The organism is Corallococcus macrosporus (assembly GCF_017302985.1).
GTDB lineage: Bacteria > Myxococcota > Myxococcia > Myxococcales > Myxococcaceae > Corallococcus > Corallococcus macrosporus_A.
In genome coordinates this window covers 2,052,736-2,078,211 of the sequence record NZ_JAFIMU010000007.1, presented here as the reverse complement: position 1 = coordinate 2,078,211, position 25,476 = coordinate 2,052,736, and the positions used below count along the sequence as shown (strand labels likewise).

The 25,476-nt window shown below is 71.3% G+C and carries 25 protein-coding genes; 11 read left to right on the top strand and 14 right to left on the bottom strand.

The features are described from left to right. Positions 1–7 precede the first annotated feature (7 nt). A complete protein-coding gene (locus JYK02_RS20870; RefSeq protein WP_207053463.1) occupies positions 8–1,075 on the top strand; it encodes a nicotinamidase in 1,068 nt (355 codons plus the stop codon). Between the two features lie 38 nt (positions 1,076–1,113). Further along, positions 1,114–1,908 (top strand): hypothetical protein, encoded by a 795-nt coding sequence (locus tag JYK02_RS20865; protein ID WP_207055370.1) that lies wholly within the window; start codon positions 1,114–1,116, stop codon positions 1,906–1,908. A gap of 22 nt (positions 1,909–1,930) precedes the next feature. On the opposite strand, the gene JYK02_RS20860 is transcribed toward JYK02_RS20865, so the two are convergent. Both JYK02_RS20860 and JYK02_RS20855 read right to left on the bottom strand, forming a co-directional pair. After that, positions 1,931–2,836 (bottom strand): alpha/beta fold hydrolase, encoded by a 906-nt coding sequence (locus JYK02_RS20860; RefSeq protein ID WP_207053461.1) that lies wholly within the window; start codon positions 2,834–2,836, stop codon positions 1,931–1,933. A 105-nt stretch (positions 2,837–2,941) separates the two neighbouring features. Next, on the bottom strand, positions 2,942–3,379 hold the full coding sequence (locus JYK02_RS20855) for a tetratricopeptide repeat protein (RefSeq protein ID WP_207053459.1): 438 nt from the start codon (positions 3,377–3,379) through the stop codon (positions 2,942–2,944). 58 nt (positions 3,380–3,437) lie between these two features. On the opposite strand from JYK02_RS20855, the gene JYK02_RS20850 reads away from it, so the two are divergent. After that, positions 3,438–4,799, top strand: a complete 1,362-nt coding sequence (locus tag JYK02_RS20850) for a restriction endonuclease fold toxin 5 domain-containing protein (protein WP_347402541.1) — start codon at positions 3,438–3,440, stop codon at positions 4,797–4,799. After that, positions 4,796–5,509 carry an Imm52 family immunity protein gene (locus tag JYK02_RS40785; RefSeq protein WP_207053457.1) on the top strand — a complete coding sequence of 238 codons (714 nt, stop codon included), beginning with the start codon at positions 4,796–4,798 and terminating at the stop codon, positions 5,507–5,509. Before JYK02_RS20850 ends, JYK02_RS40785 begins: the two co-directional genes overlap by 4 nt. On the opposite strand, the gene JYK02_RS20840 is transcribed toward JYK02_RS40785, so the two are convergent. The 9 genes from JYK02_RS20840 to JYK02_RS20800 all read right to left on the bottom strand — a co-directional run bounded on the left by JYK02_RS20840 (position 5,502) and on the right by JYK02_RS20800 (position 15,587). Beyond that, on the bottom strand, positions 5,502–6,260 hold the full coding sequence (locus JYK02_RS20840) for a PIG-L deacetylase family protein (protein WP_207053455.1): 759 nt from the start codon (positions 6,258–6,260) through the stop codon (positions 5,502–5,504). The two genes, JYK02_RS40785 and JYK02_RS20840, sit on opposite strands and share 8 nt — an antisense overlap. Beyond that, the gene (locus JYK02_RS20835; RefSeq protein ID WP_207053453.1) at positions 6,257–7,543 is read right to left on the bottom strand and encodes a glycosyltransferase; all 1,287 of its coding nucleotides are present in this window, start codon (positions 7,541–7,543) and stop codon (positions 6,257–6,259) included. Before JYK02_RS20835 ends, JYK02_RS20840 begins: the two co-directional genes overlap by 4 nt. Then, positions 7,540–8,391, bottom strand: a complete 852-nt coding sequence (locus tag JYK02_RS20830) for a sugar phosphate isomerase/epimerase family protein (protein ID WP_207053451.1) — start codon at positions 8,389–8,391, stop codon at positions 7,540–7,542. Before JYK02_RS20830 ends, JYK02_RS20835 begins: the two co-directional genes overlap by 4 nt. Positions 8,392–8,394: 3 nt before the next feature. Continuing rightward, the gene (locus tag JYK02_RS20825; protein ID WP_207053450.1) at positions 8,395–9,870 is read right to left on the bottom strand and encodes a YcaO-like family protein; all 1,476 of its coding nucleotides are present in this window, start codon (positions 9,868–9,870) and stop codon (positions 8,395–8,397) included. Beyond that, entirely contained in the window at positions 9,867–10,700 is an 834-nt protein-coding gene (locus JYK02_RS20820; protein WP_207053449.1) for a hypothetical protein, read from the bottom strand. The genes JYK02_RS20825 and JYK02_RS20820 overlap by 4 nt, the downstream gene beginning before the upstream one ends. Continuing rightward, positions 10,691–11,731: a Gfo/Idh/MocA family protein gene (locus JYK02_RS20815; protein ID WP_242588827.1), complete on the bottom strand. Its 1,041-nt coding sequence runs from the start codon at positions 11,729–11,731 to the stop codon at positions 10,691–10,693. The genes JYK02_RS20820 and JYK02_RS20815 overlap by 10 nt, the downstream gene beginning before the upstream one ends. 50 nt (positions 11,732–11,781) lie before the next feature. After that, positions 11,782–12,714, bottom strand: a complete 933-nt coding sequence (locus tag JYK02_RS20810) for a hypothetical protein (protein ID WP_207053448.1) — start codon at positions 12,712–12,714, stop codon at positions 11,782–11,784. Positions 12,715–12,718: 4 nt separating this feature from the next. Further along, entirely contained in the window at positions 12,719–13,945 is a 1,227-nt protein-coding gene (locus JYK02_RS20805) for an inositol-3-phosphate synthase (protein WP_207053447.1), read from the bottom strand. A 199-nt stretch (positions 13,946–14,144) separates the two neighbouring features. Continuing rightward, complete coding sequence (locus tag JYK02_RS20800; protein ID WP_207053446.1) at positions 14,145–15,587, bottom strand: MATE family efflux transporter; 1,443 nt, start codon at positions 15,585–15,587, stop codon at positions 14,145–14,147. Between the two features lie 88 nt (positions 15,588–15,675). On the opposite strand from JYK02_RS20800, the gene JYK02_RS20795 reads away from it, so the two are divergent. Continuing rightward, positions 15,676–16,869, top strand: a complete 1,194-nt coding sequence (locus tag JYK02_RS20795) for a glycosyltransferase (RefSeq protein ID WP_207053445.1) — start codon at positions 15,676–15,678, stop codon at positions 16,867–16,869. On the opposite strand, the gene JYK02_RS40780 is transcribed toward JYK02_RS20795, so the two are convergent. Beyond that, on the bottom strand, positions 16,800–18,023 hold the full coding sequence (locus tag JYK02_RS40780) for a glycosyltransferase (protein WP_207053444.1): 1,224 nt from the start codon (positions 18,021–18,023) through the stop codon (positions 16,800–16,802). The genes JYK02_RS20795 and JYK02_RS40780 overlap by 70 nt on opposite strands. A gap of 131 nt (positions 18,024–18,154) precedes the next feature. Between JYK02_RS40780 and JYK02_RS20785 the strand changes: the two genes are divergently transcribed. Next, a complete protein-coding gene (locus tag JYK02_RS20785; protein ID WP_207053443.1) occupies positions 18,155–18,538 on the top strand; it encodes a phage holin family protein in 384 nt (127 codons plus the stop codon). Between the two features lie 5 nt (positions 18,539–18,543). On the opposite strand, the gene JYK02_RS20780 is transcribed toward JYK02_RS20785, so the two are convergent. Further along, the gene (locus tag JYK02_RS20780) at positions 18,544–19,344 is read right to left on the bottom strand and encodes a DUF5953 family protein (protein WP_347402540.1); all 801 of its coding nucleotides are present in this window, start codon (positions 19,342–19,344) and stop codon (positions 18,544–18,546) included. Here JYK02_RS20780 and JYK02_RS20775 point away from each other — a divergent pair. Then, complete coding sequence (locus JYK02_RS20775; RefSeq protein WP_242588826.1) at positions 19,307–20,119, top strand: hypothetical protein; 813 nt, start codon at positions 19,307–19,309, stop codon at positions 20,117–20,119. The genes JYK02_RS20780 and JYK02_RS20775 overlap by 38 nt on opposite strands. Here JYK02_RS20775 and JYK02_RS20770 read toward each other — a convergent pair whose 3' ends face one another. Then, on the bottom strand, positions 20,120–21,166 hold the full coding sequence (locus tag JYK02_RS20770; RefSeq protein WP_207053439.1) for a pirin family protein: 1,047 nt from the start codon (positions 21,164–21,166) through the stop codon (positions 20,120–20,122). It lies immediately after the preceding gene. 223 nt (positions 21,167–21,389) lie between these two features. Here JYK02_RS20770 and JYK02_RS20765 point away from each other — a divergent pair, with 223 nt between their 5' ends. The 4 genes from JYK02_RS20765 (at position 21,390) to JYK02_RS20750 (ending at position 25,439) form a co-directional block, all read left to right on the top strand. Further along, the gene (locus tag JYK02_RS20765; RefSeq protein ID WP_207053437.1) at positions 21,390–22,415 is read left to right on the top strand and encodes a hypothetical protein; all 1,026 of its coding nucleotides are present in this window, start codon (positions 21,390–21,392) and stop codon (positions 22,413–22,415) included. A gap of 70 nt (positions 22,416–22,485) precedes the next feature. Then, the gene (locus tag JYK02_RS20760; RefSeq protein WP_207053435.1) at positions 22,486–23,481 is read left to right on the top strand and encodes a hypothetical protein; all 996 of its coding nucleotides are present in this window, start codon (positions 22,486–22,488) and stop codon (positions 23,479–23,481) included. A 69-nt stretch (positions 23,482–23,550) separates the two neighbouring features. Then, on the top strand, positions 23,551–24,468 hold the full coding sequence (locus tag JYK02_RS20755; RefSeq protein WP_207053433.1) for a hypothetical protein: 918 nt from the start codon (positions 23,551–23,553) through the stop codon (positions 24,466–24,468). Positions 24,469–24,491: 23 nt separating this feature from the next. After that, the gene (locus JYK02_RS20750; RefSeq protein WP_207053430.1) at positions 24,492–25,439 is read left to right on the top strand and encodes a hypothetical protein; all 948 of its coding nucleotides are present in this window, start codon (positions 24,492–24,494) and stop codon (positions 25,437–25,439) included. The last annotated feature ends 37 nt before the right edge of the window (positions 25,440–25,476 follow it).

The window sequence follows — 25,476 nt, the reverse complement described above, 5'->3', positions numbered from 1 at the left end:
GATGGACATGACGAAGGCGAATGCGAAGGAACTGCCGCTGCCCGGGTTCTACAATGCCAACCACGCGGCGGAGTACGGCTACGGGCCGAACGCCGGGAAGCTCCAGCGGGAGGCCGGGGCCTGGAAGGCCTCGCAGGGCGTGACGGCGGCGGCCACGGACCGCTTCAACCTGCACCTGCTGCTCATCGACGTGCAGAAGGACTTCTGCTTCCCGGACGGCTCGCTGTACGTGGCGGGGCGCAGCGGGCGGGGCGCCATCGACGACAACCGCCGCATCGCGGAGTTCATCTACCGGAACCTGGGCGCGCTGACGAACGTCACCGCGACGCTGGATACGCACTTCGCCTACCAGATCTTCTTCCCGTCGTTCTGGGTGGACCAGGATGACCAGCCGCTCCAGCCGTACCGTGAAGTGACTCGCGAGCAGATTGAGCGCGGCCAGGCCCGGCCGAACCCGGCGATGGCGAAGTGGCTGTGCGGCGGCAACTACCCGTGGCTGCTCAAGCAGGTGAAGTTCTACTGCGAGGAGCTGGAGCGCGCGGGGAAGTACACGCTCTACCTGTGGCCTCCGCACTGCCTGCTGGGCAGCGACGGGCACGCGCTGTCGGGCGTGGTGCAGGAGGCGCGGCTGTTCCACTCGTACGCTCGGGGTGTGCAGTCGTGGGCGGAGGTGAAGGGGGGAAACCCGCTGACGGAGAACTACTCGGTGCTGCGGCCGGAGGTGCTGATGCGGCATGACGGCCAGCCGCTCGCGCAGCGCAACACGCAGTTCCTGAAGACGCTGCTCACGTCGGACGCGGTGGTGATTGGCGGGCAGGCCGCCAGCCACTGCGTGAAGAGCAGCATCGACGACCTGCTGGGGGAGATTGTCGCGCAGGACGCGGCGCTGGCTCGCAAGGTGTACCTGCTGACGGACTGCATGTCGTCGGTGACGGTGCCGGACGGCAAGGGCGGCTTCGCGGCGGACTTCACGCCGCAGGCGGACGCGGCGCTCAAGCGCTTCGCGGACGCGGGCATGCACCTGGTGAAGTCGACGGATCCGCTGGCGAGCTGGCCGGACCTGCACCTGGCGTGACGTCTGGCATTGGCAAGGACACGAGGGGAGACACGGACATGAGCAAGGCGAACGGGACGGGTGTCACGAAGCTCTTCGAGGACGCGCACGCGGAGGGCATCCTCAGCCCCGCGGGACTGCAGACGCTCACGGTGGTGGACCTGGGGGCGCAAATCCAGGCGGGCCTGGGCATCCACGTGGACGACGTGCAGGCCAGCGAGGTGGTGCTGGTGACGGTGATGCCGGATGACTCCGGGAGCATCTCGCACGCGGGGCACACGAAGACGGTGTGCGACGGGCACAACCTGGTGCTGGATGCGCTGCTGGCGAGCCAGCAGAAGGACGGCGTGCTGTTCCACACGCGCTACCTGAACGGCCACGTGCTCAATCCGTTCCGGCCGCTGGAGGACGTGGTGCGGATGCACTCGGGGAACTACTCGGCGGACATGGGGACGCCGCTGTACGACCAGGCGGTGGTGCTGCTGGGCACGGTGCTGGCGAAGGCGCAGGAGTTCAGCGGCAACGGCGTGCCGGTGCGCACGGTGACGCTGCTGATTACCGACGGCGCGGACGCGGGCTCGCAGAAGGCCCGGGCGAAGGACGTGGCGGCGCTGGTGAAGGACCTGCACCGGGTGGAGAACCACATCGTCGCGGCGATGGGCATTGACGACGGCGTGACGGACTTCCGGCGCGTGTTCCAGGAGATGGGCATCGCGGACCGGTGGATCCTCACGCCGGGCCAGAGCGCCCAGGAGATCCGCGCGGCGTTCCAGGTGTTCAGCCAGTCCGCCGTGCGCGTCAGCCAGGGCGCGGCCAGCTTCAGCCGCACGGCGCTGGGGGGCTTCGGGGCCTGAGGCGTGTCTGGAAGCCCCGGTGTCATGCCCGGAGGAAGTCGCCGAGCAACTGGCGGACCTCCTCCGGCCGCTCCTCGGTCACCCAGTGGCCGGTGTCGCGGAGGATGTGGGGTTCGACCTGGGCCGCCACCGCGCGCGCCTGCGCGACGAGCGGTTCGCCCATGGACTTGTCACCGCCAATGACCATCACGGGCATGGGGAGCTTGTTGCGGGCCAGCTCGCTGAAGTCGTTCTTGTCCTGGTCCATCGCCTGGAAGTAGCCCCAGGTCGAGTGGAGCCGGCCTGGGGCCGCGTAGGCCTCCGTGTACGCCTGCCGCTCCGCATCGCCGATGGCCTGGGGATTGGCGGCCATGTCGGTCCAGAAGTGGTCGAAGTAGATGCGCTCGCGCCCCTGCACCAGCTTCTCCGCGGTGGGGCCGTTGAAGGAGAAGTGCCACACGTCACGGCTGCTCATGATCTGGCCGGACCAGGGCTCGATTCCCGGCAGGAACGCGTCCAGGAGGGCCAGGCGTTCGACCTCGGCGGGGAGCCGGGCGGCGTAGGCGTAGGCGACCATCAGGCCGATGTCGTGGCCCACGACGGAGACCTTGTCGAAGCCGAGCTTCTTCACCAGTGCGCGCATGTCGCGCGCCATCGTCTCCTTGTCGTAGCCCTGGGCGGGAGCGGCCGACGCGCCAGCGCCGCGCAGGTCGGGAATGAGCACGGTGTGCTGCTTCGCGAGCTCCGGCGCCAGGCGCCACCACATGAGGTGCGTCTGCGTGTAGCCGTGCAGCAGGAGGACGGGGCTGCCCTTGCCGCCAATGACGAAGTGGATCCGCGTGCCGTTGACGTCCTCGTCGCCTTCGCGGAAGCCCTCCGGGAAGAAGGGCCGGGCGGCGCTCGGAGCCTGGGCCGGGCTTGTCGTGGGGTCTGGCTGCTGGCCTGTCATTGGCGCCTCCGCATGAGAGCGACTTCACGCCTCAGGGTGTGCATGCCTCACGCGCGTGAAGTGCCAGGTCATGCGGGGAGACCAGCGCTCGGGTTCCCGGGTCCTTCAGGCGTCTTCGGGCGGCAGCAGGCGGGACTGGATGAACTCCAGGTACTTCGCGTCCTCGCCTTCGAACAGCTCCTCGCCTCCGCCCATGAAGGCGCGGGCCAGCTCATCGGCGGCGCGGGCTTCGTCTCCCAGCTCCAGGGCGCTCTGGCCCAGCCGCAGGTGGATGAAGGGATTGCCGAGCCCGTCCGGGGAGTGGACGGCTTCCACGAAGTGCTTGAAGCAGTCCTCGAAGCGCTCGAGCTGGAAGTACATGTCGCCGATGGCGGCGCGCACCCAGGTGTTCTGCGGATGGTCGCGGGTGGGGTCCGGAATCAGGGCGAGGGCGGCCTTGAAGTGTTTCAGGGCCTGCTCGAAGTCCTCCTCGCTCGCGGCCGCGTCTCCCTCGGCGCAGAGGTCGGTGATGCGCTGGTGGGTCTCATCCGAAATCGACGGCATCCTGGCTCCAGGGACCGGGAGACATTCTGGGTCCTCGGAACAGTGTAGATGACACGCCGTGGGCACGAAATCGCTGGGACGCGCTGGCTGCTGGCTGCTGCTGTGGGTGTTCTGGACGGGCTGTGCCAGCGGACCCACGGTGCGGCTGCGGACGGAGCAGGGGACGCGGACGTACGCGCCGGTGAGCTGGGACCGGCGGGTTCCGGTCAGCGCTCGGGAATTCGAGGAGGCGTTGGCGCGGCTGGTGCTGGAGGTGCCGCTGACGGTGCGGTCCCCGAAGGTGGTGCGCGCGGTCGCGAAGAAGGGCGCGGAGCTGGACCGGGGCCTGGGATTCATGCTGCGGGACCGGTACGGACGGTGGTGCCGGGCGCATGAGGCCGCGGGGGATTGCCTGTCCCTGCTGGAGGATGGCGCGGGCTTCAGCGAGCTGGACCGGCTGACGCTCGCGGTGGGCATGTCGTTGGACCCGCTGCGCGCGAGCATCGGCGACGCACTGGAGGACACGCTGAACCCGGCGTTCTTCGTGTCCGTGGTGTCAGGAGCAATTGCGTCCTGGGTGGTGCTGGCCGCGGCACCGGAGCCTGTGTTCACCAAGGCCGCCGCGGTGATTGCCGCCGTGTTCCTGGCGTACGTGGGCGTGCAGTCGTTCCTCACGGTGGTGAGGGCGTGCGGTGCGCTGAAGGCAGCGACGGACCGGGCTACGACGTTCCAGGAGCTGGAGGAAGCAGCGGACGTGTTCGCGCAGGCCCTGGGTCCGGAAGTGGCGCGCATCTTCGTGCTCGCCGTCACGGTGCTGGTGAGTCATGGCGTGACGGTGGGGCTGTCGTCGGCGCTGACGTTGCTGCCCGGCTTCCCGGACGCGGTGCGGCTGGGCACGACGCAGGCGGGCTTCAGCGTGGCGCATGTGCTGGATGTGAGCGCGGTGGCGGTGGTGAGCGCAGTGGTGGAGGTGACGCTCGCGTCCACGGCGGTGACCATGGCCGCGAATGGCCCGCCGCCTTCGAGCAGCAGCTCAGGAGGCCCAGGCAAGTGGGTGCAGGTGAATGAGTCGATGTCCAACCGCGCCCGCGACTACCAGGCCCAGGTGACGGGCGCGCCGAAGGGCTCCGCGTACCGGGTCAAGCGGGGAGACGAAGAGGTCGACTTCGATGGCTTCGACCCGGAGGAGGACGTTCTGCTGGACGCCAAGGGCCCCGGCTACGAAAAGTTTCTTGATGAGGGATCGGGATTCAAGAAGTACTTCGAGGGAGAAGCGGGCCTTCGTGAACAGGCAAGACGTCAACTGCGCGTGGCCGGGGACACTCCTGTTCGTTGGCTTGTCGCGGAGGAGCGGTTCGCGACAGCCCTCAAGAAGCTGTTCGAGCGGAATAGCATCGACATCGAAGTCGTCCTGCTTCCAGCCAAGGTCGTCATCCCATGACTGAATCCTATTTCGCAGGCGCCTATTGGAAGGGACGGAGTGAAACCGTCGAGCAGTGTGCCCAGCGTGCTGCCGCACTTTTCCGGTTCCTGGGCCGCATTGAACCGACGTGGAACCGCTGGTGCGAAACAGCGAACTCCTTTGAGGAGGCGTCTCGAAAGCAGGTCGCTACGGATGCGGATTCGCTGCGCAAGCACTTCAGCAGGAAGGACTGGCAGCTGGGAGATGCCTTTCAGTACTCGCTCTGGGCGGGCGTTCGACCTGATGAAACATCCAGTGTTTCCGGGATGTGTGGCTCCGCGGATCCCTGGACCCCTTCGTCCTGTGTCCTGTCTCCGCCCGATGAGGGGCCGCTCTCAGAGCGGATCCTGACCGCGACCGTCCTCTCACAAGTGGTTCGGGAGATGGCGCTTGTCTGGGAGCCCGAGTTTGGTTTGGCGACTTCGAGTGAGCATTACGGGAGCATGTCCTCGCGGCCCAAGATGGGGGCCCTCCCTGGCTGGGTGATGTACTTCTCCCGCCAGAGAGGGACCGTGCCGCCGCTCCCCGCCCCCGTGCGCGTGGAGCCCGTGGCGGACCTGGGAACCCTGGTGGTCCTCACGCAGGAACGGTTCACCGTGACGAATCCAGACCACGTCGCGCTGGCGTCGAAGGTTCAACAGGTGCTCGACGCAGCGGGATTGCTGCACCCCTTGCGACTCCTCAGCTGACGCCGTCCGCCAGGAAGACCTCCGCGGCTCCGGGCTGGCCTCGGGCCTGGGCTTCCTGCCGGTGGAACGCCGTGAGCGTCCGGGCCAGGTTGTCCACGCCTCCGAACTGGAAGCCCAACTGCGTGCCGTAGCGGACGCAGCCCTCCACCTTCTTCGTCAGGTGCTCCGTGATGTCCACCGCCACGGGGCGCAGGCTCGGGGGCACCGCGGCGTCGGGAGTCGCCCCGGGTTCGCGCACGGCGTAGGGCGTGTCCCGGTAGTAGAAGAGCTGGCTCGCGCGCAGGCCCAGGCCCTTCACGGCCCGCACCACCTGCACGTGGTCCACGTGGCTTCCCAGCGCCTGGGGCACGAACACCCGGTCCGGCTTCAGCTCCCACACCAGTGGCTTCAGACAGGCCGTCACCCGGGCCTGGATGACGTCATCGGCTCTCGGTGGCTGGAACAGTGCTTCCGGACAGCCGTAGCCCCGGTGCGGCGCTTCCTCCAGGTCCCCCCACGTCACGTGGTCCACGCCCATGCAGGCGGCGAAGGCCCGGTCCTCCTTGCGCCGCAGGGCCATGTAGTCCACCTCCGGCCCCAGCCCCTTCGATGTCTGGCATTGCAGCGCGAAGCCCTTCGGCTCCGGCACCGAGCGCGTGAAGACGGTGACGAGCGCCACCGTCCACCCCTGCGCCTTCAACGCCGCCAGCGTGCCGCCACAGGAGAAGGCCACGTCGTCCAGGTGCGGTGACACGAACAGGGCCGTGCTCATAACAGGTGCGGCGCCGCCCGGAACCGGCACGACGGATCCGCTCGCTCCTGCGTCGTCGCCGGGTCGTACAGGTACGTCCAGCGCGTGTCCGGCCGCGTGCCCGTCAGCGCCGTGTACACGCCCTGAATCCTCCGCCCCACCGCCTGCCACGAGTACAGCTCCCGCACCTCGCGCAGCGCCGTGGCCGCCAGCCGCTTGCGCAAGGGCGCGTCGTCCATCAGCCGGCCCATCGCCTCCGCCAGCGCGGCGCTGTCCTTCGGCGGCACCAGCAGCCCGTCCCGTCCGTCCTCCAGGCAGTCCACCACGCCCACCGCCCGCGTCGACACGATGGGCAGCCCGGACGCCATCGCCTCCAGCAGCGTGTTGGAGAACCCTTCCGAGTACGTGGGCGACACGAACAGGTCCCCGCTCCGGTACAGGTCCGGCGCCTCGGCGTACGTGGACACCCCCGTCAGCTCCACCACGTCCCGGAGCCCTTCCGCGTCCACCCTCGCGCGCACCGCCTCCACGTCCGGTCCAATGCCAGACACGCGCAGCCGGAACCTGCGCCCGTCCGCCACCAGGCGCTGAACCGCGTCCAGCAGCTCCATCACGCCTTTTCGCGCGTCCACCCGGCCGTGGTACAGCCACACCGGCACGTCGCGCAGCGCTCCCAGCGTTGACTCATTCCTCGGGTGGAAGCGCTGCGTGTCCGTGGCGCCGGGGACGATGGTGAAGCGCTCCAGCGGCGTGCCGTGGTGCCCGCTCACCTCCTCGGCGAAGGACCTGCTGCCAATCAGCAGCGCCCCCGCGTGGCCCAGCACCGCGAGCATCGCCTGCTTGTGCGTCCCGCAGCACGTCCCCACCCAGTGCCCGTCCCCTCCCTGGATGGAGACGACGTTGGGCAATCTCAGCCGCCGTGCCGCCTCCAGCGCCGCCAGGCCGCACGGGTAGCCGTACTGCGCATGGATGAGGTCGAAGGGCTTGCGCCGGTGCTCGCGGACCACCGTGTCCACCAGCTCCTCCAGGTCCTGCTCGAAGCTCGCGGGCTGGCCCTGGTTGATGCGCTGCTCTCCGCGCGACTCGCAGCCCAGCACGTGCGCGCCCGGGATGCCCGGCGGCGGCCCGCCCCCGTACACCGCCATGCCGGCGGGGTCGTTGCGGTACTGGCTCACCATCGTCACGTCATGCCCGCAGGCCACCAGCTCCCGCACCAGGTTCAGCGCGTAGACGCTCATCCCGGAGATGGCCGGGAAGAAGCGCCGGGAGATGAAGCAGATCCTCAGCCCGTTCACGCGGTTCACGCCGCCACCTCCGCGCCCGTGGGCAGGCGCGCCTTCAGCCACTCCAGCGCCCGGGGCACCAGCTCGTGCGCGCGGTGCGCGTCCCGGGACAGCTCCACGCACACCAGCTTGTCCCAGCCCGCGCGCGTCAGCTCGCGCAGGACCGACGGCACGTCCACGTCCCCTTCGCCAAAGGGCAGGTGCTCGTGCACGCCGCGCTTCATGTCCTCCAGCGCCACCGTGCCCAGCACCGGGGCGAACTCGCGCACCGCCTTCGCGGGCGTGCGCTCCTGCGTCACCAGCAGGTGCCCCACGTCCAGGGCCAGACGCACCCCGGGCACCTGCGCCTGCAACTGGCGCCAGCCGTCCACCGTGTCCACCAGCATCCCCGGCTCCGGCTCCACCGCGAGCACCACGCCGTGCAAGGCCGCGTACTCGGAGAGCCGCACCACTCCGTCCAGCAGCCAGGGCCACGCGGCCTCCTCCGTCACGCCCGGGCGGGGCACGCCCGCCCAGAAGGACACCGCCTCCCCCCGGCACGTCGCGCACACGTCCACCGCTCGCTTCAGGAACTCCAGCCGCCGCGCCCGGCCTGACGCGTCCGGAGTGACGAGCGTGGGCTCGTGCTTCTGGCGCGGGTCCAGGAGGAAGCGCGCGCCTGTCTCCACCACCAGCCCCAGGCCCAGCCGCTCCAACCGCGCGGCGAGCTGCTCCGTGCGCCGCTCGAAGTCCGGGGTGAACGGGTCGAAGTGGTGGTGGTCCAGCGTCAGGGCCACGCCGTCGTAGCCGCTGTCCGCGATGAGGCCGAGCGCGTCCTCGAAGCGGTGGTTGGACACGCCGTTGGTGTTGTACGCGAAGCGCAGGGCCATGGCTCACTGCCCCCCGAAGCGACGGCTGGCGAGCACCTTCGGCACCGCGTGGCGGTCCGGCTCCCGGTAGAGCGCGTACAGCCGCCCCACGCGCGCTTCCGCCAGCCGCACGTTGAACCAGCACGGTCCGCCCAGCCGCTCCTCGGCCTCCGGCGTCAGCCGCACCGGCTGCGCTCCCGGCGGCGGCGCCCCGAAGCCCACCAGCGGGTCGCGCCGCTCCAGCAGGCGCGCCACGTTGCGCTCGCCCACGCGGTAGTACGTCATCGTCTCCACCTCGAGGCCCGGCACCAGCGCCTTCACCACGTGCACCTGGCGGCCCGGCGGCGACATGTCCGCGACCAGGATGTCGAAGCCCGCCGCGTGCAGTTGCCGCACCACGTGGTCACACCGCAGCGACGGGTCCTCCACCACGGGCGAGCGGGGCAGGTCCTCGAAGCGCACCTTCTGGCGGACCATCAGCGTGCACGCCGTCAATTCGCGCAGCGACGCGGCCGGCATCCGCGCCCACTCCACCATCGCGTTGAGCGCGCGCGGCTCCTCCGCGTCCAGGTCCACCTGCGGCACGAAGCGGTCCATGTATTCCGGCGTCGCGACGCGGGCCACGTGGCTCAGCGGCCCGTGCATGAACGCCTTGCGCGCGCGGGAGCAGGCGTACTCCAGCAGCGCCTTGCGCAGCGCCCGGTCGCGGTCCGGGTCCGCCGCCTCACCGCACCCCGTCACCATCAGCGGCTGGTCCCCCACGGACAGGTCGCGGCCCACCACGTACAGGTTCACCATGCCGAAGTCCGTGCTGGCCAGCTTCGCCATCACCTCGATGCCCGCGCGCCGGTAGCGGTCCATCAGCTCGCGCACGTCCGGCGCCAGGTCCGCGCCCTCCAGGTCCAGCACCACGCCCTGGTCCATCGCCCGGTACATCAACCCGTTGCCGTCGCGCTGGAGCAGCTCCAGCAGGCCGTGCACCAGCGCCTGCGGCCGCGTCAGCCCCGCGCCCTGGCCGTTGGTGATGGGCGTGATGAGCGGCGCCTTGCCCTGCAATTGCCCGGGGTGGATGGCGACGAACTCCTCCGGCACCAGCACGCGCTCTCCGGTGGACAGCCGCTGCACCTCCACCCAGACCAGCGGCATGTCCGGCGTGTACGGACTGCCCGCGGGCAGCCCCAGCGTCAGCGGATCCGCCACCGCGGTGGGGCCCCGGGCGCGCACGAGCGTGGCGTAGCTGCCGTGCACGCGCGGCATCCGCTGCATCGCGTACTCGCAGAAGGTCTCCTCCACCAGCTCGCCCAGCGCGCCCACGCGCGCCTCGTCCTCCGTGCGGCCGTAGCCGTTGCCGTGCAGCACCGCGCCCGGACCGTCGCCCAGCCGCAGGCTGGCGGAGGCCACGGGAATCCCCAGCCGGTCGATGGGGTCGATGCGGAACATCTGAAGGGCGCCGGTGGACACGGCGTGGTGGTAGGCATCCAGGGCTCGGGCAAGGCTCATGACAGTTCCTCCAAAGGCAGGGGACGGGTGTGCGGCATCCCCGCGAGCAGCCGGTCGAACAGCGCCAGCGCGTGCTCACGGGTGACGCCGCGGGCGAACTCGAACGGGGTGAAGACGTTCTCGAACGGGAGCTGCTTGAGCACCGCGCGGTAGCGGCGCAGCTCGCCGTGGCTCAGCGGAATCGCGTAGTGGAAGCCCTTGTGGCACGACAGCCCCGTGGGCCTGCCGCGCGCGTCCAGGTCCACCTTCAGCGCGTCGCCGCAGAAGAGCGAGCGGGAGCGCGCGTCGTACAGCACCGTCTGGCCCTCGTAGTGGCCCCCCACGCAGTGCAGCGTCAGGCCCGGCGCCAGCTCCTGCTCGTCATCCACCGGCCAGCGCACCTGGAAGGCCTTGCTGTACGGCACCGCGTCCCGGTGCAGCACGAGCAGCGGGTCGAAGCGCTCCTGCAACTGCCACAGCGCCCCGAAGCCGTGCGGGTGCGACGCGGACAGCACCTGGATGCCGCCCATCACCTCGATGAACTCCAGCGCGGGCCGCGAGTACCAGGGCGCGCCCTCGAAGGCGACGTTGCCTTCCGGCCGGTGCAGGAGCCACCCCGTGGAGCCCAGGCCGAAGGGCGGCGAGCAGGAGAAGCCCCAGATGCCGGGCACCGTCTCCTCCCAGTGCGTGGCCAGCCGCTCCGACACCTGGCCCGCCGTCTGGAACTCCCAGCCGTCGCGCGGCAGCGCGTTGCGCACGTCCAGGCACGTGGGGCAGCCCGCGGGCGGCGTGCTGGGGAAGCCCGGCTGCCACGTGCCGCAGTGGGTGCAGGCGTAGCGGGTCAGTGACATGACGGAAACGCCTTCCCGTCCTGCGTCGCCTGCGTGAGCAGCCCCACCAGCCGCACGTCGCGCTCCGGCGCGAAGGGCTGCGGACGGCCCTCCAGCACGCACGTGGAGAAGGCCTCCACCTGGTTGAGGAAGGGGCTGCGGTCCTCCTCCGGCGACAGGAAGAGCAGCGTCTCCTCGCCCGTCCTCGCGTCGGTGAGGGACAGGGAGCCGCCGGGCGTCTGGCCCATCGTCTTGTACGCCAGCGCGCGGGCCTTGGTGCCGATGAGCTCCAGCGTGCGCCGGGGGTACGCGTCCGGGCAGTTGTAGGCCACCTGCAGCAGGCCCAGCGTGCCGCTCTTGAACTGGCCCATCAGCACCGCGCCGTCGTCCACGGCGTAGTCGTGCACGCGCCGCTGCGTCATCGCGGTGAGCGACGCCCACTCGTCGCCCAGCAGCACCTCCAGCAGGTCCAGGCCGTGCGGCGCCAGGTCGATCATCGCGCCGCCGCCGGCCTGCTCGGGGTCGATGCGCCAGTTGTCCTTCGTCCAGTCCGCGGGCAGCCAGCAGGCGTAGTGGATGCGCGCCTGGGTGACGGTGCCCAGCGCGCCCTCCTTCACCAGCGTGCGCAGCTTGCGGTGCGCCGCGTGGTGGCGCTGGTCGAACGCGGTGGCGTAGTGCACGCCCGCGCGCTGGCACGCGGACACCATGCGCAGGCCGTCACGCGGGGTCACGGCCATGGGCTTCTCACACAGCACGTGCTTGCCCGCCGCCGCGCACGCCTCCGTCATCGCCGCGTGCAGGTGGTTGGGCGTGGCGATGTAGACGGCCTCCACGTCCTTGTCCGCCAGCACCGACCCCAGGGACGTGTACCGGGCGACGTCGTCCGCGGGGATGCGCAGCAGCGCCTCCGCGTTCGCGTCGCACAGCGCCACCAGCCGCGCGTTGCCCGCGCCCTGGAGCGCCGGGATGACGTAGTCCCGCGCCACCCAGCCACACCCCACCACCGCCCAGCCCAGCCTGCGGGCCTTCGGCTTCGCCTCGAACATGGTCATCGCCTCTGCTTCGGAAGATTCAGGGGAAGGTTCAGGAGTCCGTGGCCCGCTCAGGGCCACACCCCGGCGTCACGCAGCACGCCGTTGCCGAACGTCTGGAGGGGACCGGGGTGGATGAGCTCCAGGTCCTCCAGGGCCTGGCGCAGGGTGAAGCCCGCGGCTCGCGCGTGGGCCTCCAGCTCCAGCACCCGGTCCAGCGCGTCCGACGCGTTGAACGCGCGCGCCTCCGCCGAGTCCACGTTGCCGGTGAGCGCCAGCGCCTGCCGCACGACGCCGGCCAGCCGCTCCGGCAGCGTGGCCAGGGCCGCGTCCGTGAGGCGCTTCATGACGGGCTCCAGCAGGTCGCCCAGCAGGGCCTCGCCGCCGTAGCCCGCGTCCGGGAGCGCCGCGTTGAACAGGTGGTGCGAAAGCCCCGCCACGAAGGGCAGGGCGGGGGAGGCACCGAAGCACGGCGCCACCAGCACCGCGCCCACCGCCACCGCGTAGCAGTGGTCCGCGTGGCTCTCTTGCGGAGAGACCATGATGCGCGGCCGGCCGGGGTACGTGGCCCCGGCGCGGGGTTGATGCACCAGCCGCTCCACGAACCGGGGCGGCGGCGCGTGACACGCCTCCTCCGGCGTCTGCACGAGCGCCACGGACAGCCGCTCGCGCAGGCGTGGATCCATGGGCCGGGAGCCCGCGTCCAGCCCCCGGCCCAGCACCCGCATCGCCTCCTGCGGGGACAGCCCCGCCCGCTGGAGGACGTCCATGTCCAGGCCGCCCAGCCGCACCGCCGCCACCGCGCGCGCCGTCTCCTGCAGCGCGACGATGCGCGGGTCCATGCCGGACGCCAGGGCCGCCCACGCGCGACGGAAGCCGTGCGCCGCCAGGCCGTCCGGGTGGTCCGGGGTGCGGATGCGTTTGAGGTCCATCAGCTCCGAGAGGAGCGGGCGGAGCTCCGCCAGACGGCCGGTGGCCGTGGTTTCGCGCGCGGGTGCGTTCATGGCATCAGCCCCTGATGCGTTCCGGGGTGCGCTCCGTCTGCTGCACGCGGCCCTTGGCCAGCCACGCCATCAGGCGGCGCTGCTGCTCCGGCATGGCGTGCTCCACGCTCTGGCCGTCCTGCGACATGGGGGCCTTGAAGAAGCAGCCCAGCGCGTCGATGACGCCGCCTTCCCCCCGGCGCTTGGCCAGGTCCAGCGTGCGCGCCAGCTCCACGACGAGCGGCGCGGCGAGGATGGAGTCCTTGCAGAGGAAGTTGAGCTTCAACTGCATGGGCTGCCCCAGGAAGCCCGTCACGTCGATGTTGTCCCAGGCCTCCTTGTTGTCCCCGCGCGGGCGGTAGTACTGGATGGAGACGACGTGGTCCGTGACCTTGTAGCCAAGGATGCTGTCCAGCGCGGCGCCCTTGGTGGCGAGCTTGTTCTGGTTGGAGGCCGGGTCGTTGAGGGCCTCACCGTCGCGGTTGCCCAGGATGTTGGTGGAGTACCAGCCCTCCACGTGCAGCGCGCGGTCGCGCAGCGCGGGGGCGAGCACCGTCTTGAGCAGCGTCTGCCCCGTCTTGCCGTCCTTGCCCGCGATGGGGGCGCCGGTGCGCTGGGCCAGCATGCGCAGCGCGGGCACGTCCGCGGCGACGCTGGGCGTGAAGTTGGCGAACGGGATGCCGTCCACGATGGCCGCGTACGCGTAGAGCATCGCGGGGCCGATGTCCGGGTCGTTCGCGTCCAGGGCCTTCTCGAAGGCCTCCGGCGTGGCGAACTCCGGGCGGGTGAGGTCCACGCTCTTCTCCGTGGAGGCCAGGTTCACCACCACCACGCGGTCCAGCTTCTCGTGCTCCTTGAAGCGGATGAGGTCCTCGCGGATGGCCTGCACCTGCTCGCGCAGCGTGCGCGCCTTCTTCGCCGCGGTGCCGACGACGTTCTTGCAGAACTTCGCGTTGGAGGCCGCGGGCCAGGGCCGCATGCGCCCCAGCGTGGGCGCCACCGCCTCCAGTTGCGCCTCCGTCAGCACCGCGTGGTTGCGCGCCGCGTGCGCGAGGTCGTCCTCGAACAGGTCCCAGCCGCCGAACGTCAGCGCGCCGTAGTCCACCAGCCCCATGCCCTTCACGTCCGCCAGCGGCAGGCCGCGCGTGTCCACCCGCCCCCGGCGCAGCAGCTCCATGCCCGCCACCGCCGTCGTCGCCACCGCGCCGCCCAATCCCACCACCGCCACGCCCAGCCGCTCGTTGCCCGCCATGTGTGAAGCCCCTCCCCAACCGTGGATCCCCGTGCCCTCGCGGCGACACGTTGGAGGCCCCCCGGGGTGGCAGGAGCCTCGTGGCTGGGGGCGCCTGCTGCGCCCACACGCCGCGAGAGTTTCGGGAAAGTCCGCACTCCCCAGGGGCTTTCAACTCAGCCTCCGGGTGGTGGGGAGTGTCGGCTGGTGGAGGGCGGCCTCAGACGTGCCGCAGCTTCCACCCGCCGCGCCGGAAGAGGGCGGCGCTGGCCAGGCCGAGCGCGCCGTAGGTGACGGCGATGGCGATGAACGCGCCGGACGGGCCCAGGCCCAGCGGATGGGACAGCACCCACGCGAGCGGCAGCTGGAGGCCCCAGGAGAACAGGGCGTTCACCACGGTGGGGGTGGTGGTGTCCCCGGCGCCGTTGAAGGCGTGGGGCAGCACGGTGACGAAGGCGTAGAGGGCCAGGCTGCAGCTCACGATGCGCAGGCAGTGCGCGGCGTGCTGGGCCACCTCCGGCTCGGTGGTGAAGCGGTGGATGAGGGGCTCCGCGAAGAAGAGGAAGCCCACCGCCACCACGCCCAGGAACGCGAGCGTGTAGAAGCTGGCGCGCCACGCGGCCCGCTCCGCGCGGTCGGTGTCACCCGCGCCCAGGCTCTGGCCCACCAGCGTGCCCGCCGCGTGGGACAGGCCCCACGACGGCTGCTGCACGAAGAGCAGGATGCGCATGGCCAGCGTGTAGCCCGCGAGCGCGGTGCTGCCGAACGTGGCGACGATGCGCATCAGCACCAGCCAGCTGGACATGCCCAGCAGCGACTGGAGCGTGGCGCCTCCGGAGAGCTTGAGCAGCGAGCGCAGCGTGTCCGGCTCCACGCGCAGGTGGCGGCGGCGCAACTCCAGACGGCCGCTGCCCTTGAGCAGGCGGTACACCTGATACACCACGCCGGTGGAGCGGCCCACGGTGGTGGCCAGCGCGGCGCCGGTGACGCCCATGGCGGGCACGGGGCCCAGGCCGAAGATGAACAGCGGCGCGAGCACGATGTTCACGGAGTTGGCCAGCCACAGCGCGCGCATGGACGTGGCCGCGTCCCCCGCGCCGCGCAGGACGGCGCTGATGAGGAACAGCAGCATGATGATGGGGAAGCCGCCCAGCATCAGCCGCGTGTAGCCCGCGCCGTGCTCCACCACGCCGGGCGCGGCGCCCAGCGCCACGAGCAGCGGCCGCGCGAAGAGGGCCCCGGCGAGCGCCAGCGGCACGGACAGCGCGAGCCCCAGGCCCAGCGTCTGCACGGCGGCGCTCGAGGCGCGCTCCGGGTCCTTCTGCCCGATGCGCCGGGCGATGAGCGCGGTGGCGCCGATGGACAGGCCCAGCGGCACGGTCTGGAAGAGCGTGAGCACGGACTCCGTGAGGCCCACGGTGGCGATGGCGTCCGCGCCCAGGCGCGACACGAAGAGCACGTCCACCAGGGCGAAGATGGACTCCATCACCATCTCCAGCACCATGGGCACGGAGAGCAGCAGGAAGGCGCGATCCACGGGCCCGGTGGCCAGGTCCTCGGTGGAGCCCTTCACCGCCAACCACAGGGAGGCGAGGAGGCCCCTGGCGCCCGTGGTGGAAGGGGAGGCGTCCGGGGAGAAGGATTCGGTAGGGGGTTGCGTCATGGATTGGGCGTTGCAACGAGACACCCTCCGCCTTTCATCCCTTGCGGTTCCCCGCCTGCCGGTGCGCGCGGCCGGGTAGATTCAGGGCATGGCTTCCGGTCCCCGCGTCCTCCTCGTCGCCGAGCGCTTCCCCCCTGACATCGGAGGGCTGGCCCGAAGCGGCGCGCGCACCGCGGGCTCGCTCGTGCGGCTGGGCGCACGCGTGGACGTGGTGGCGTGGACGCGCACGGCGCCGCCCGGGGCGCTGGAGACGGTGCCGGACGCAGGCGACGTGTCTCCGTTCGCGAAGGGCGTGACGCTGCACCGGCTGGGGTTGTTCGGCAGCGCGGACCTGTCCATGCAGCACACGCTCGATGTGCTCGGCCACCTGCACGCGCGGCGCAAGTACGACCTGGTGTGGGGGCACTACCTGTACCCGCCGGGCTTCCTCGCGGTGGTGTTCGCCCAGAGCGCGGGGCTGGCGTCCGTCATCAGCGCGCGCGGCAATGACGTGGATCAGCTGATGTTCCCGCCCGGCGACTTCGCCCGCCTGCTGTGGACGATCGGGCGAGCGGACGTGCTCACGGCCGCGTCCGCGGACCTGGGCCGGAAGATGGCGATGCTGCTGGGACGCGACCCGGGCGTGGAGGTCATCCCCAACGCGGTGGACACGGCGCTGTTCTCACCGGGCCCGTCGGACGCGGCCCTGCGCGAGCGCTTGGGCATCCTGCCGGGCGAGGCGGTGCTCGGCTTCTCCGGGGAGCTGCGCCACAAGAAGGGGCTGCCGTTCCTGCTGTCCGCGCTCACGGAGGTGCGGCGCGTGCGGCCCGCGTGCCTGCTGGTGATTGGCGAGGTGCGCGCCCGCGACGCGGAGCACCTGGTGGCCTACCGCGCGGAGCATCCGGAGGACGCGGCCCGAATCATCATCTCCGGCGCGCTGGAGTCCCCGGAGCTCATCGCGGAGCACCTGCGGCTGTGTGACGTGTACCTCCAGCCGTCCCTGTGGGAGGGCATGCCCAACGCGCTGCTGGAGGCGATGGCGTGCGCGCGGCCGGTCATCGCCAGCGACGCGGGCGGCATCCCGGAGGCGGTGGAGTCCGGGGTGAATGGCTTCATCGTGGAGAAGGCGCTGCTCAACCACCTGGGGCAGGCGTGCCTGGACGTGCTGGGCATGCCCGAGGCGAAGCGCGCGGCGCTGGGGGCGGCGGCGCGGGCGCGAATCGAGGCGGGCTTTCAGGCGGACGCGGAGGCCGCGGTGCTGTCGCGCGTATTGGCTCGCGCGATCCCCAGGTCGTCCGCGTAGGCGTTCACCAGCGCCTCCTGCGCGCGGCCCCACGGGAAGTCGCGCTCGATGCGGGCGCGGGCGTTGGCGCTCAGCGAGGCGCCGAGGGCGGGGTTCGCGAGGAGGTCCTTCACGGCCTCCGCGATGGCCTTGGGCGAGCCGGGGCGGATGCGGAAGGCCTCGGTGGCCTCCGCGAGCGCGCGCACCACCGGCAGGTCGCTGACGACGACGGGCGTGCCGGTGGCCATGGCTTCGAGCAGCTTCAACGGGCAGCAGCCCTGCACGCAGTTGCGGTCGTTCACGGGCAGTGGCACGAGCACGACGTCGCAGGCGTGGTGCAGCCGGGCCAGCTCTTCCTGGGGCAGGGGCTCGAGGATTTCGACGGCGCCCTGGAGCACGAGGTCGCCGCAGCGGTCCAGGAGGGCGCGGCGCGCGTGCTTGCGCAGGGGACCCACGAGCGTGAGCGTCACCGGCAGGTCGCGGCGCAGGAGGCGGCAGGCCTCGATGGCGTGGTGCACGCCCTGCCACGCGGTCATGGTGCCGCTGTAGAGCATGCGCGGCGGACGCCCGGCTTCCGGGAAGCGTGGCGGGGCGTAGCGGAACACGTCCAGGTCCACGCCGTTGGGAATGACGCGCAGGCGCTTCGGATCCGCGCCTCGGGAGACCAGGTGCTCGGCGGTGACGGCGCTGGGGGTGACGAGCAGGTCCGCGGCCTGGAGGCAGGCCTCCTCCTGCGCGAGCAGCTTGCGCATCAGCTCCGCGTCGTCGGCGACGTCGGGGTGGTGGTACTTCAGCTCGATGGAGGGCAGGCCGTTGACCTCGTACACGAGCGCGTCCGTGAGGGCGGCCTTGCGGCGGGCGATGGGGTAGCCCTCGAAGATGGAGCGGACGTGGACGACCTTCGCGCGCGGCCGGCCCCGCCACCACGCCCCCAGGTGCGAGCGGAACGTCAGCGCCTGGGAGATGAGGTCTTTCCCGCGGGCACCCAGCGGGTGGTAGGTGACGTGGGCCCCCAGGGCAGGCGGGGGAGCACCGGGCGCGTCGCCAATGGCCACCAGGTCCACCGGGCCGAACGCGGCGCCCAGGGCCTCCACGAAGGCGCGGATGTGCACGGCGGCGCCCTTGGGAGCGGGGAAGCGGTCGAAGGACGCGTAGACGATTCCGGATGAGCCCACGGCCCGGTGCTATCGCGACAGCGGTCCGGCGGCAAACGGGGAGGAGGAGCCGCTGCCCGCCCCCCTGCCGCTCGCTTCCGGAGGCGCGGTCCTAGCTTTCTCCCAGGTCTCTCAACCCACTGGAGTGCGCCATGGACGAACAGAAGCAGCCGCAGCAGCGCCCGTCCCTGATGTCGACGATCCTCACGCAGGGCAAACGCATCCTCAAGAAGGAGGCGGAGCTCGCCCGGAAGGACCTGAAGGAGGACGCGAAGAACACCGCGAAGAGTTCGCTGCTGCTCGGCGCGAGCCTGTGGATGGGGATGACGGGGGTGAGCGCGCTGATCATCGCGGCGGCCCTCGCGCTGCCGAAGCGGCCCGTCAAAGGCGCGCTCGTGATGGGCGGCGTGCTGGTGGGCGGCTCGCTGGGCATCGGCCTCACCGGGCTGCGGACCCTGCCTCACAAGCCCATGGGCCGCTCCCGCGACGGGCTCCAGACGATTGCCTCCACCGTCGGGGAGCAGCTCCCGCACTGAGCCGCTCAAGGCGCCGCGCGTCCGCCGATCGCAGGGAAGCGCGCGTAGGTCCGCCGCAGGACGTCGAGGTGGGCCGGGTCGTCCAGGTCGAGCGGTGCGTCCGTGAGCCGGACGAGCCAGCCTCCAAAGGCCGTCTGGCGCGAACGGGTCAGCAGCTCCGCGTCGCGCGAGGGATCCGGGAACCCGAGCCGCTGCACGGTGGCGGCGGACCAGTAGTTCACCCAGCCCAGGTGATGGGGCACGACGGGCGTGGGCGTCATCTCCAGCGGTTCGAGCACCGGCAGCCCCCGGGGTGGTTCGGGTGCGTCCTGCCAGTGACGGCGCACCTGCCGGGACAGCTCCACGACGGTGCGCGAGGTGAGCACCCGTCCCCACCAGGCCCGCGAGCTTTCGGCCATGGCCTCCAACAGCCGCCCCGCCATCGCGATGCCGCGCGTGTCCAGCGGCAGCTCCAGGTGGAGCTCGAACAGCGGCTCGTTCCCGGGAGACAGGTGCCCGGCCCGCTCCCAGCCGCTCAGGGTCACGAGGTGGTCTTCGTCCCCGTTGCAGAGCGCGGGCAGCTCGCCGTCCTCGGCGGCCTCGTCCAGCCACGCGTCCCGCTGGGACAACGGCTGGATTCCCTCTGCTTCAGAGCGGGTCCAGTCCAGATGCAGCCCTGGGAGCGCGTGCTCCAGGGCGTGGATGACGGCGCGCATCCGCCGGGAGTCACCGTCGAGGTCGGGGGCGTGGACGAGCAGGAGCAGGGAGGATTCAGGCAGGATGGCCGGCATGCTCATGAGCTCCGTGGTGATGGTGGCGCTGCTCACGGCCGCGCCCGCTCCCAAGTCCCAGTCTCTCACGTGGAAGGTCACTGGCTCCGACGTCACGTTCGAGATGTCCTCCAAGGACCTGCGCGCCCTGCGCGGCGGCAAGGAGGTCTTCGGCCTCCAGTCGCGCAAGAAGGACTTCCTGGCCAGCATCACGGAGGGCGTGGACGCCTCGCAGGACACGTCCGACTGGGAGGCCGCGCAGTCCTTCACCGTGCTGTCCGTCGTGGGCCCGTACGTGAGCTACGAGGACTCCAACGGTGGCTACACCGGAGGCGCGCACCCGTACGCGAGCCGCATCTACGTCACCCGGGACGTGACCAAGGGCAAGGACGCCTTCAACCTGCTGGACGTGTTCCCGGAGAAGGACGTCCTCAAGGCCCTCAAGGCGGACGGCTACGTGCGCAAGTACATCGGCGACGACCCCAAGGCCTTCGAGGACGCGAAGACCGTGGAGGCGCTGCTCCAGAGCCTGCAGGCTGGCGAGGACTGCGTGGGCTTCGAGTACGGCCTGGACAACGTGAAGCGCTCGGTCGCGTTCCACCATGTCGAAGGGGACAAGGTCGCGGTGCGCATCTCGTTCGGCTACGCGGCGGAGATGTGCCGCGGGAACATGTACGTGGTGGGCCTGCTGCTGCCCATCCCCGCGTCCCTGAAGCCCGTCCTGGAGCGCGCGAGCACGCGCCAGGAGGGCTTCCTCATGAAGGACGCCAAGGCCGTCAAGGCGCCCTCCGTGAACTTCACGTGGGAGGGCGCGAAGCCGGCGAAGCCCTGATCAGGCCGGCTTCTCGACGTGGCCGTCCGCGTGCCGCGCGAAGCGGCCTTCCTCGCGCGGGTGCACCGGGTCATGGCTGGGCCAGGGCCAGCCGCCGAAGCCCGTGCGCTGGTAGTCCGCGAAGGCCTGCTGGATCTCCTGCCGCGAGTTCATCACGAACGGGCCGTACTGCACGACCGGCTCGCCGATGGGCTTGCCCTGGAGCAGCAGCAGCTCCGCCGTCTCCGGGCCGTTCTCCAGCACCACGTCCACGTCCGCGCGCAGCTCGATGGCGTTGCGCACCGGCACCGTCTTGCCACCCACGCTCAGCCGCGAGCCCAGGAAGAAGTAGAGCATCCGGTTGGTGCCGCGCGACGCCGCGGGCAGCGTCCAGCGCGCGCCCGGCTCCATCTTCAGTGTCCAGATGGCCACGTCCGCGTCCGGGTTCGCGGCCCAGGACTTGGGAGGCGGAGGCGGCGCCTTCACGTCCCGCAGGTTGCCCGCCACCACGGTGATGTTCGTGGTGCGGCCCGCGTCGTCCTTCGCCTCGTGGCGCGGGATGACGTGGTCCCACAGCATGGAGAAGTGCGCCTGCACCATCTTGTTGGCGCGCGGCAGGTTGAGCCAGATTTGAAACAGCTCGATGTGGTTGCCCTGGTCCTGCTTGAGCAGCGGGAACATCTCCGAGTGGTTGATGCCGCCGCCCGCGGTGAGCCACTGCACGTCGCCGCCGCCAAAGCGCGCCGCCGCGCCCAGCGAGTCCGAGTGGTCCAGCAGCCCGTTGCGCACGATGGTGACCGTCTCGAAGCCCCGGTGCGGGTGCTGCGGGAAGCCCGGCACGACGGTGCCGTGGTACATGTTCCAGCCGTCCCGCCCCGCGAAGTCCTGGCCGATGTCCCGGCCCGCGAGCGACGCCTTCGGTCCCAGCTGCTCGTTGCCCTGGGGGTAGCGGTCGTCGTGGTGCACGCAGAAGAGGAATGGATCCGGCGTCCGCCACGGGGTGGGTGACGGCCCGAGCGGATCCACGCGGACCACGGCTTCCGGTTGCTGCGTCTGCTGCTGACTCATCTTCGACTCCTCTGCCTTTCCCGAACCGCGCGAGCATCCCGCGGTAGCAGTAGTGATGCCCGCCGCCGCGATGAGTTTCAGCGCCGCTCTCCGGCTCACTTCGTCCACGGTCCACCTCGCGCCCGATGCCGTTGGGGCCGCTCCATCCTACCTGACAGCCCGAGCATCCTGGCGCCCGGCCTGCCTGCACGGCCGGCGGCGGGCCTCTGCTAAGAAGGTCCGCATGCCCCTGCATGAGCTCCGTCAGGCGCCGGTGGGCCGGGTGCTGCGCCTCCTGGACACGTTCCAGAGGCGCGCGCGCCGGCAGGTGTACTGGGACGTGGGGCGCTGGATTTCGCTCGTCGTCTCGGGGCTCATCCTGATGTGCGGGGTGCTGTGCCTCGTCTACCCGGAGCCCGTGCCGCAGATCGCCGGGTTCATGGCGTTCTGGATGGGCTGCGGGCTGGCCATGTACCGGTTCTCCCTGCGCCTCATGCGGGAGGACCGCCTCGTGGTCATCGAGGAGCGCACCCGCCGCCCGGAGCTGCTGGCCGTGCTCCTGCGGCGGCTCCAGCGCGACCTTCCGGCGGAAGGGACCGTGAGCCTGAAGCTGCGCCCGGAGCCCATCTCCACCGGGCCCGGCTCCCGCGAGGGACCGAAGTCCTCGGCGGGCGACGGCACGGCCTGGACCAAGTTCGATCCGTGGCTCGTGCTGGAGACGCGGCTGGCGGACGGTGCGCACCTGCGCCTGGGCCTGGTGGAGAAGCGGCGGTGCCGGGTCCGCGAGCGGCCGACGCCCACGAAGCCGACGCGCACGAAGCTCCAGTACCGGGACGTGCTGCACGTGGACGTGCGGCTGCGGGTGAAGGCCCGCCGGCACCCGGAGCTCGCGGCCCTGACGGAGGCGGAGGCCCGCAGGTGCGTGCGCCTGCCCGACGGCGTGACCTTCCGCCGGCTGCGGGTGTCCGCGGACCAGCTCCGGCTCCAGGTCCGGGTGGACCGGCGCTGGTGCGCGCGCTTCCCCCGGGGCATGTCCCCCCACTCGGACGGGAAGCTCGCTCCCGACGAGGCGGCCTTCTGGCGCGCGCGGATGGACCGCATCGACGCGTCCCGCCTGGTCACGGGCCTGCTGCTGAGCCTCTACCAGATGCTCCACGTCGCCCGGTTTCCGCTGCCCCCGGCCGCGCCTCCGCCCCCCGGGCCCGGCCGCGCGCCTGTCGCGAAGCCGGAGCGGGGTCGCAAGAAGCGGCGCGGCCGCAGGGCGGTTTGACCGCTGTTCGCGTGGACTCCTACGCTCGCGCGCGGGTCCGCCCGACGGGCGTCGCAGGGAGTCCACCGCCTTGGCGGTCAACGTCAGCCGTTTCCACACGTTCTTCCTCTACCAAGCCCGCGCTCCGGTGCCGGACTTGCTGGAGGACCTGGAGGTCCTGGCCGGACTGGACGCCCGAGCGGAGAGCCAGCGCCGCGCGATGGAGTGGGGCGGGTGGTCCACCGTGATTCCCGGCGGGGTGATGGCCCTGCTGTCCTACGGCGCGTGGGCGGGCGCGGAGAACGCCGAGGAGCAGTTCTCCGAGGCGGGGTATCAGCTCGTGCAGGTGACGGCCGCGGTGGGCGCGGTGCTGCTCGTCGTGGGACTCGGCCTGTTCTTCTGGCGGTACCTGCTCAAGCGGCGCGACCTGGACAACCGCCGCTACGGGCTGGCCCAGGTGCTGCTCCAGCGCCTCCAGGTGGACCTGGGGCCTGACGCGCCGGTGCACCTCAAGCTGGACCTGAATCCGCCCGACCTGCTCGACAAGCGCGTGAGGCAGGACATGGTGGGCTGGTGGAACACGGGCTTCTTCGTCGACCCGTGGTTCCTGCTGGAAACCCGGCTGGCGGACGGCACCTTCCTGCGGATCCGCATGGTGGAGCACCTCCAGAAGCGCGAGCGCTCCAAGACGAGCGCCAGCGGCAAGACGCGCACGAAGACCAAGCGCAAGGGCTTCGCGCGGCTGGAGGTGTCCGTGCGCGTGAAGCCGGAGCGCTACCCCGGCCTGGAGCGGCTCAAGGCCCGCGCCACCGACGCCGTGCGCCTGCCCCGGCGCGTGGAGCTGGAGCGGGTGCGCGTCGCCGGGGACCGGATGTCGCTGCGAGCCCGGCTGTCCGACGAGTGGGTGGCGCGGCCCCAGAAGGTCGCGGGCGATCCAGAGGCGCCCGCCTTCTGGAAGCAGGCGCTGGAGAAGGACGACGCGTCCCGCACCGCGACGATGATGCTCCTGAGCCTCTACCAGGTGCTGGGCTATGCCCGGCGGCGCGCGAAGCTGCGGGCGGCACGCGGACGCCGCCAGTCGGTTTGACCTGCCCGGGGGCGACTCCTACGCTCCCGCGCGGCTGCTCCCGCTGACCGTTGACCAAGGCTCCCCACCGTGGCGCTCGACCCCTCCGAATTCCAGAAGACGTACGTCTACGAAACCCGCGGCCCGGTGGTGGACGTGCTGGCGGACCTGAAGGCGCTGGCGGAGCTGGACGCGCGCGCGGAGCAGAAGCGGCGCAGGCTGTGGATCGCCGCCTGGAGCTGCCTGGCCCTCAGCGTCGTGTTCATCTTGCCGCCGTTCCTGATTCCGCTGGCCTTCGCGAGCTTCGCGACGGGCATCGCCCTCTTCATCATCCGGGCGCGCGCGGGCCGCACGGACCTGGACAACCGGCGCTACGGCCTGCTGGCGACGTTGCTCCAGCGCTTCCAGGTGGACCTGGACGTGAACGCGCCGGTGGACGTGAAGCTGGACCTGGGGCCGCGCGACGATGCGCGCAAGTCCGTGGGCAAGACCAAGAAGGGCCGGTGGGAGTGCGAGAACTTCACCGACGCGTGGCTGTCCCTGCACGGCCGCTTCGCGGACGGCACGCACCTGCACCTGTCCGCCGTGGACCACCTGCAGAAGCGCAAGCGCTACGGCCGCAGCAGCAGTGGCAAGACGAAGCTGAAGACGAAGCGCAAGGGCAAGACGCTGCTCCAGGTGGGGCTGCGCGTGAAGCCGGAGCGCTTCCCCGGGCTGGCGGCCCTGCGCGCGAACGCGAAGCAGGCCGCGCGGCTTCCCCCGGGCGTGGTGCTGTCGCGGCTGGACGTGGCGGAGGACCGCCTGTCGATGCGCGCCGTGCTGGACCAGGAGTGGAGCGTCGTGACGACGAAGCCCGCTCCGCCGCCCGGCAAGGCGCCCAAGGCGCTGACGCCTCCCGCGCCCCAGGACGCGGCGCGCGCCGCGACGATGATGCTCCTGAGCCTCTACCAGGTGCTGGGCACCACGCGCCGGCGCAACGCCCCGCCGGGCCGCCAGCAGCCGGTTTGACCCGTCAGAAGGTTTCCCCTCCCGTGCCGCTCGACCTCGAAGCCTTCCAGAAGACCCAGCACTACCAGGTGCGCGCGACCGTGGCGGAGGTGCTGGAGGACCTGCGGAGCATGGAGGCGCCGCCGCCCAAGCCCCCGCTGAACGCGTTCCAGATGGGCGCGCGCGTGGGGACGGGGCTCATCATTGCCGGCGTGCTGGGCCTGGGGGTTTTTGGCTTCGTGCTGGACGGGTCCCACGCCGGGCTCATCCTCCTGTGCATCGGGATGATCCTCGGCGGCTTCGTGACGCTCGTGGTGTCCAAGGTGTTTGGGATGGACCTGGAGCTGAAGGCGGGAGGGCCGCGTTGGGTGGAACCCCAGATGGCGCAGCGCCGCCGGCTCGTGGCCACGCTGCTCGAGCGCTTCCAGGTGGACCTGGATGCGAAGGCGCCCGTGGACGTGAAGCTGGACCTGACGTCCGCCGTGGAAGGGCACAAGCGCGTCCACCTGGAGAACCAGGGGCCCCGGACCCGCCAGGACTTCGTCGACCCGTGGCTGTCCCTGCAGGGCCGGTTCGCGGACGGCACGCACCTGCACCTGACCGTGGTGGATCAGGTGCGCACGCTCCAACGCTCGAAGGTCAGCGCGAGCGGCAAGTTGAAGACCAAGGCCCGGCGCGACGGGGTCAGCCTGCTGCAGGTGGCGCTGCGCGTGAAGCCGGAGCGTCACCCCGGGCTCCTGGCCCAGGAGGCGCGTGCACGGGACGCCGTGCGGCTGCCCCCCGGCGCCCGGCTGAAGCGGGTGCGCGTGGCCGAGGACCGGGTGGAGCTGCGCGTCCTGCTGGACGAGGACTGGGTGGCCCATGCCCGGAAAGCAGAGGCGGAGAAGCCGGATGCGTCGCGCACCGCGACGATGATGCTCTTGAGCCTCTACCAGGTGCTGGGCGCCGCGCGGCAGCAGGGCCCGGCGCAGGGGCGCCAACAGGCGGTTTGACCTGTCAGGAGGCGCCTCCTACGCTCGGCCAACAAGG

What these genes read in the sequence shown, in the direction of transcription:
- JYK02_RS20775 (WP_242588826.1), top strand. Translation starts at nt 19,307, where the DNA reads ATGCTCATGAGCTCCGTGGTGATGGTGGCGCTGCTCACGGCCGCGCCC.
- JYK02_RS20770 (WP_207053439.1), bottom strand. Translation starts at nt 21,166, where the DNA reads ATGAGTCAGCAGCAGACGCAGCAACCGGAAGCCGTGGTCCGCGTGGAT.
- JYK02_RS20840 (WP_207053455.1), bottom strand. Translation starts at nt 6,260, where the DNA reads ATGAGCACGGCCCTGTTCGTGTCACCGCACCTGGACGACGTGGCCTTC.
- JYK02_RS20805 (WP_207053447.1), bottom strand. Translation starts at nt 13,945, where the DNA reads ATGGCGGGCAACGAGCGGCTGGGCGTGGCGGTGGTGGGATTGGGCGGC.
- JYK02_RS20830 (WP_207053451.1), bottom strand. Translation starts at nt 8,391, where the DNA reads ATGGCCCTGCGCTTCGCGTACAACACCAACGGCGTGTCCAACCACCGC.
- JYK02_RS20800 (WP_207053446.1), bottom strand. Translation starts at nt 15,587, where the DNA reads ATGACGCAACCCCCTACCGAATCCTTCTCCCCGGACGCCTCCCCTTCC.
- JYK02_RS20855 (WP_207053459.1), bottom strand. Translation starts at nt 3,379, where the DNA reads ATGCCGTCGATTTCGGATGAGACCCACCAGCGCATCACCGACCTCTGC.
- JYK02_RS20865 (WP_207055370.1), top strand. Translation starts at nt 1,114, where the DNA reads ATGAGCAAGGCGAACGGGACGGGTGTCACGAAGCTCTTCGAGGACGCG.
- JYK02_RS20765 (WP_207053437.1), top strand. Translation starts at nt 21,390, where the DNA reads ATGCCCCTGCATGAGCTCCGTCAGGCGCCGGTGGGCCGGGTGCTGCGC.
- JYK02_RS40785 (WP_207053457.1), top strand. Translation starts at nt 4,796, where the DNA reads ATGACTGAATCCTATTTCGCAGGCGCCTATTGGAAGGGACGGAGTGAA.
- JYK02_RS20815 (WP_242588827.1), bottom strand. Translation starts at nt 11,731, where the DNA reads ATGACCATGTTCGAGGCGAAGCCGAAGGCCCGCAGGCTGGGCTGGGCG.
- JYK02_RS20860 (WP_207053461.1), bottom strand. Translation starts at nt 2,836, where the DNA reads ATGACAGGCCAGCAGCCAGACCCCACGACAAGCCCGGCCCAGGCTCCG.
- JYK02_RS20795 (WP_207053445.1), top strand. Translation starts at nt 15,676, where the DNA reads ATGGCTTCCGGTCCCCGCGTCCTCCTCGTCGCCGAGCGCTTCCCCCCT.
- JYK02_RS20810 (WP_207053448.1), bottom strand. Translation starts at nt 12,714, where the DNA reads ATGAACGCACCCGCGCGCGAAACCACGGCCACCGGCCGTCTGGCGGAG.
- JYK02_RS20870 (WP_207053463.1), top strand. Translation starts at nt 8, where the DNA reads ATGACGAAGGCGAATGCGAAGGAACTGCCGCTGCCCGGGTTCTACAAT.
- JYK02_RS20785 (WP_207053443.1), top strand. Translation starts at nt 18,155, where the DNA reads ATGGACGAACAGAAGCAGCCGCAGCAGCGCCCGTCCCTGATGTCGACG.
- JYK02_RS20820 (WP_207053449.1), bottom strand. Translation starts at nt 10,700, where the DNA reads ATGTCACTGACCCGCTACGCCTGCACCCACTGCGGCACGTGGCAGCCG.
- JYK02_RS20825 (WP_207053450.1), bottom strand. Translation starts at nt 9,870, where the DNA reads ATGAGCCTTGCCCGAGCCCTGGATGCCTACCACCACGCCGTGTCCACC.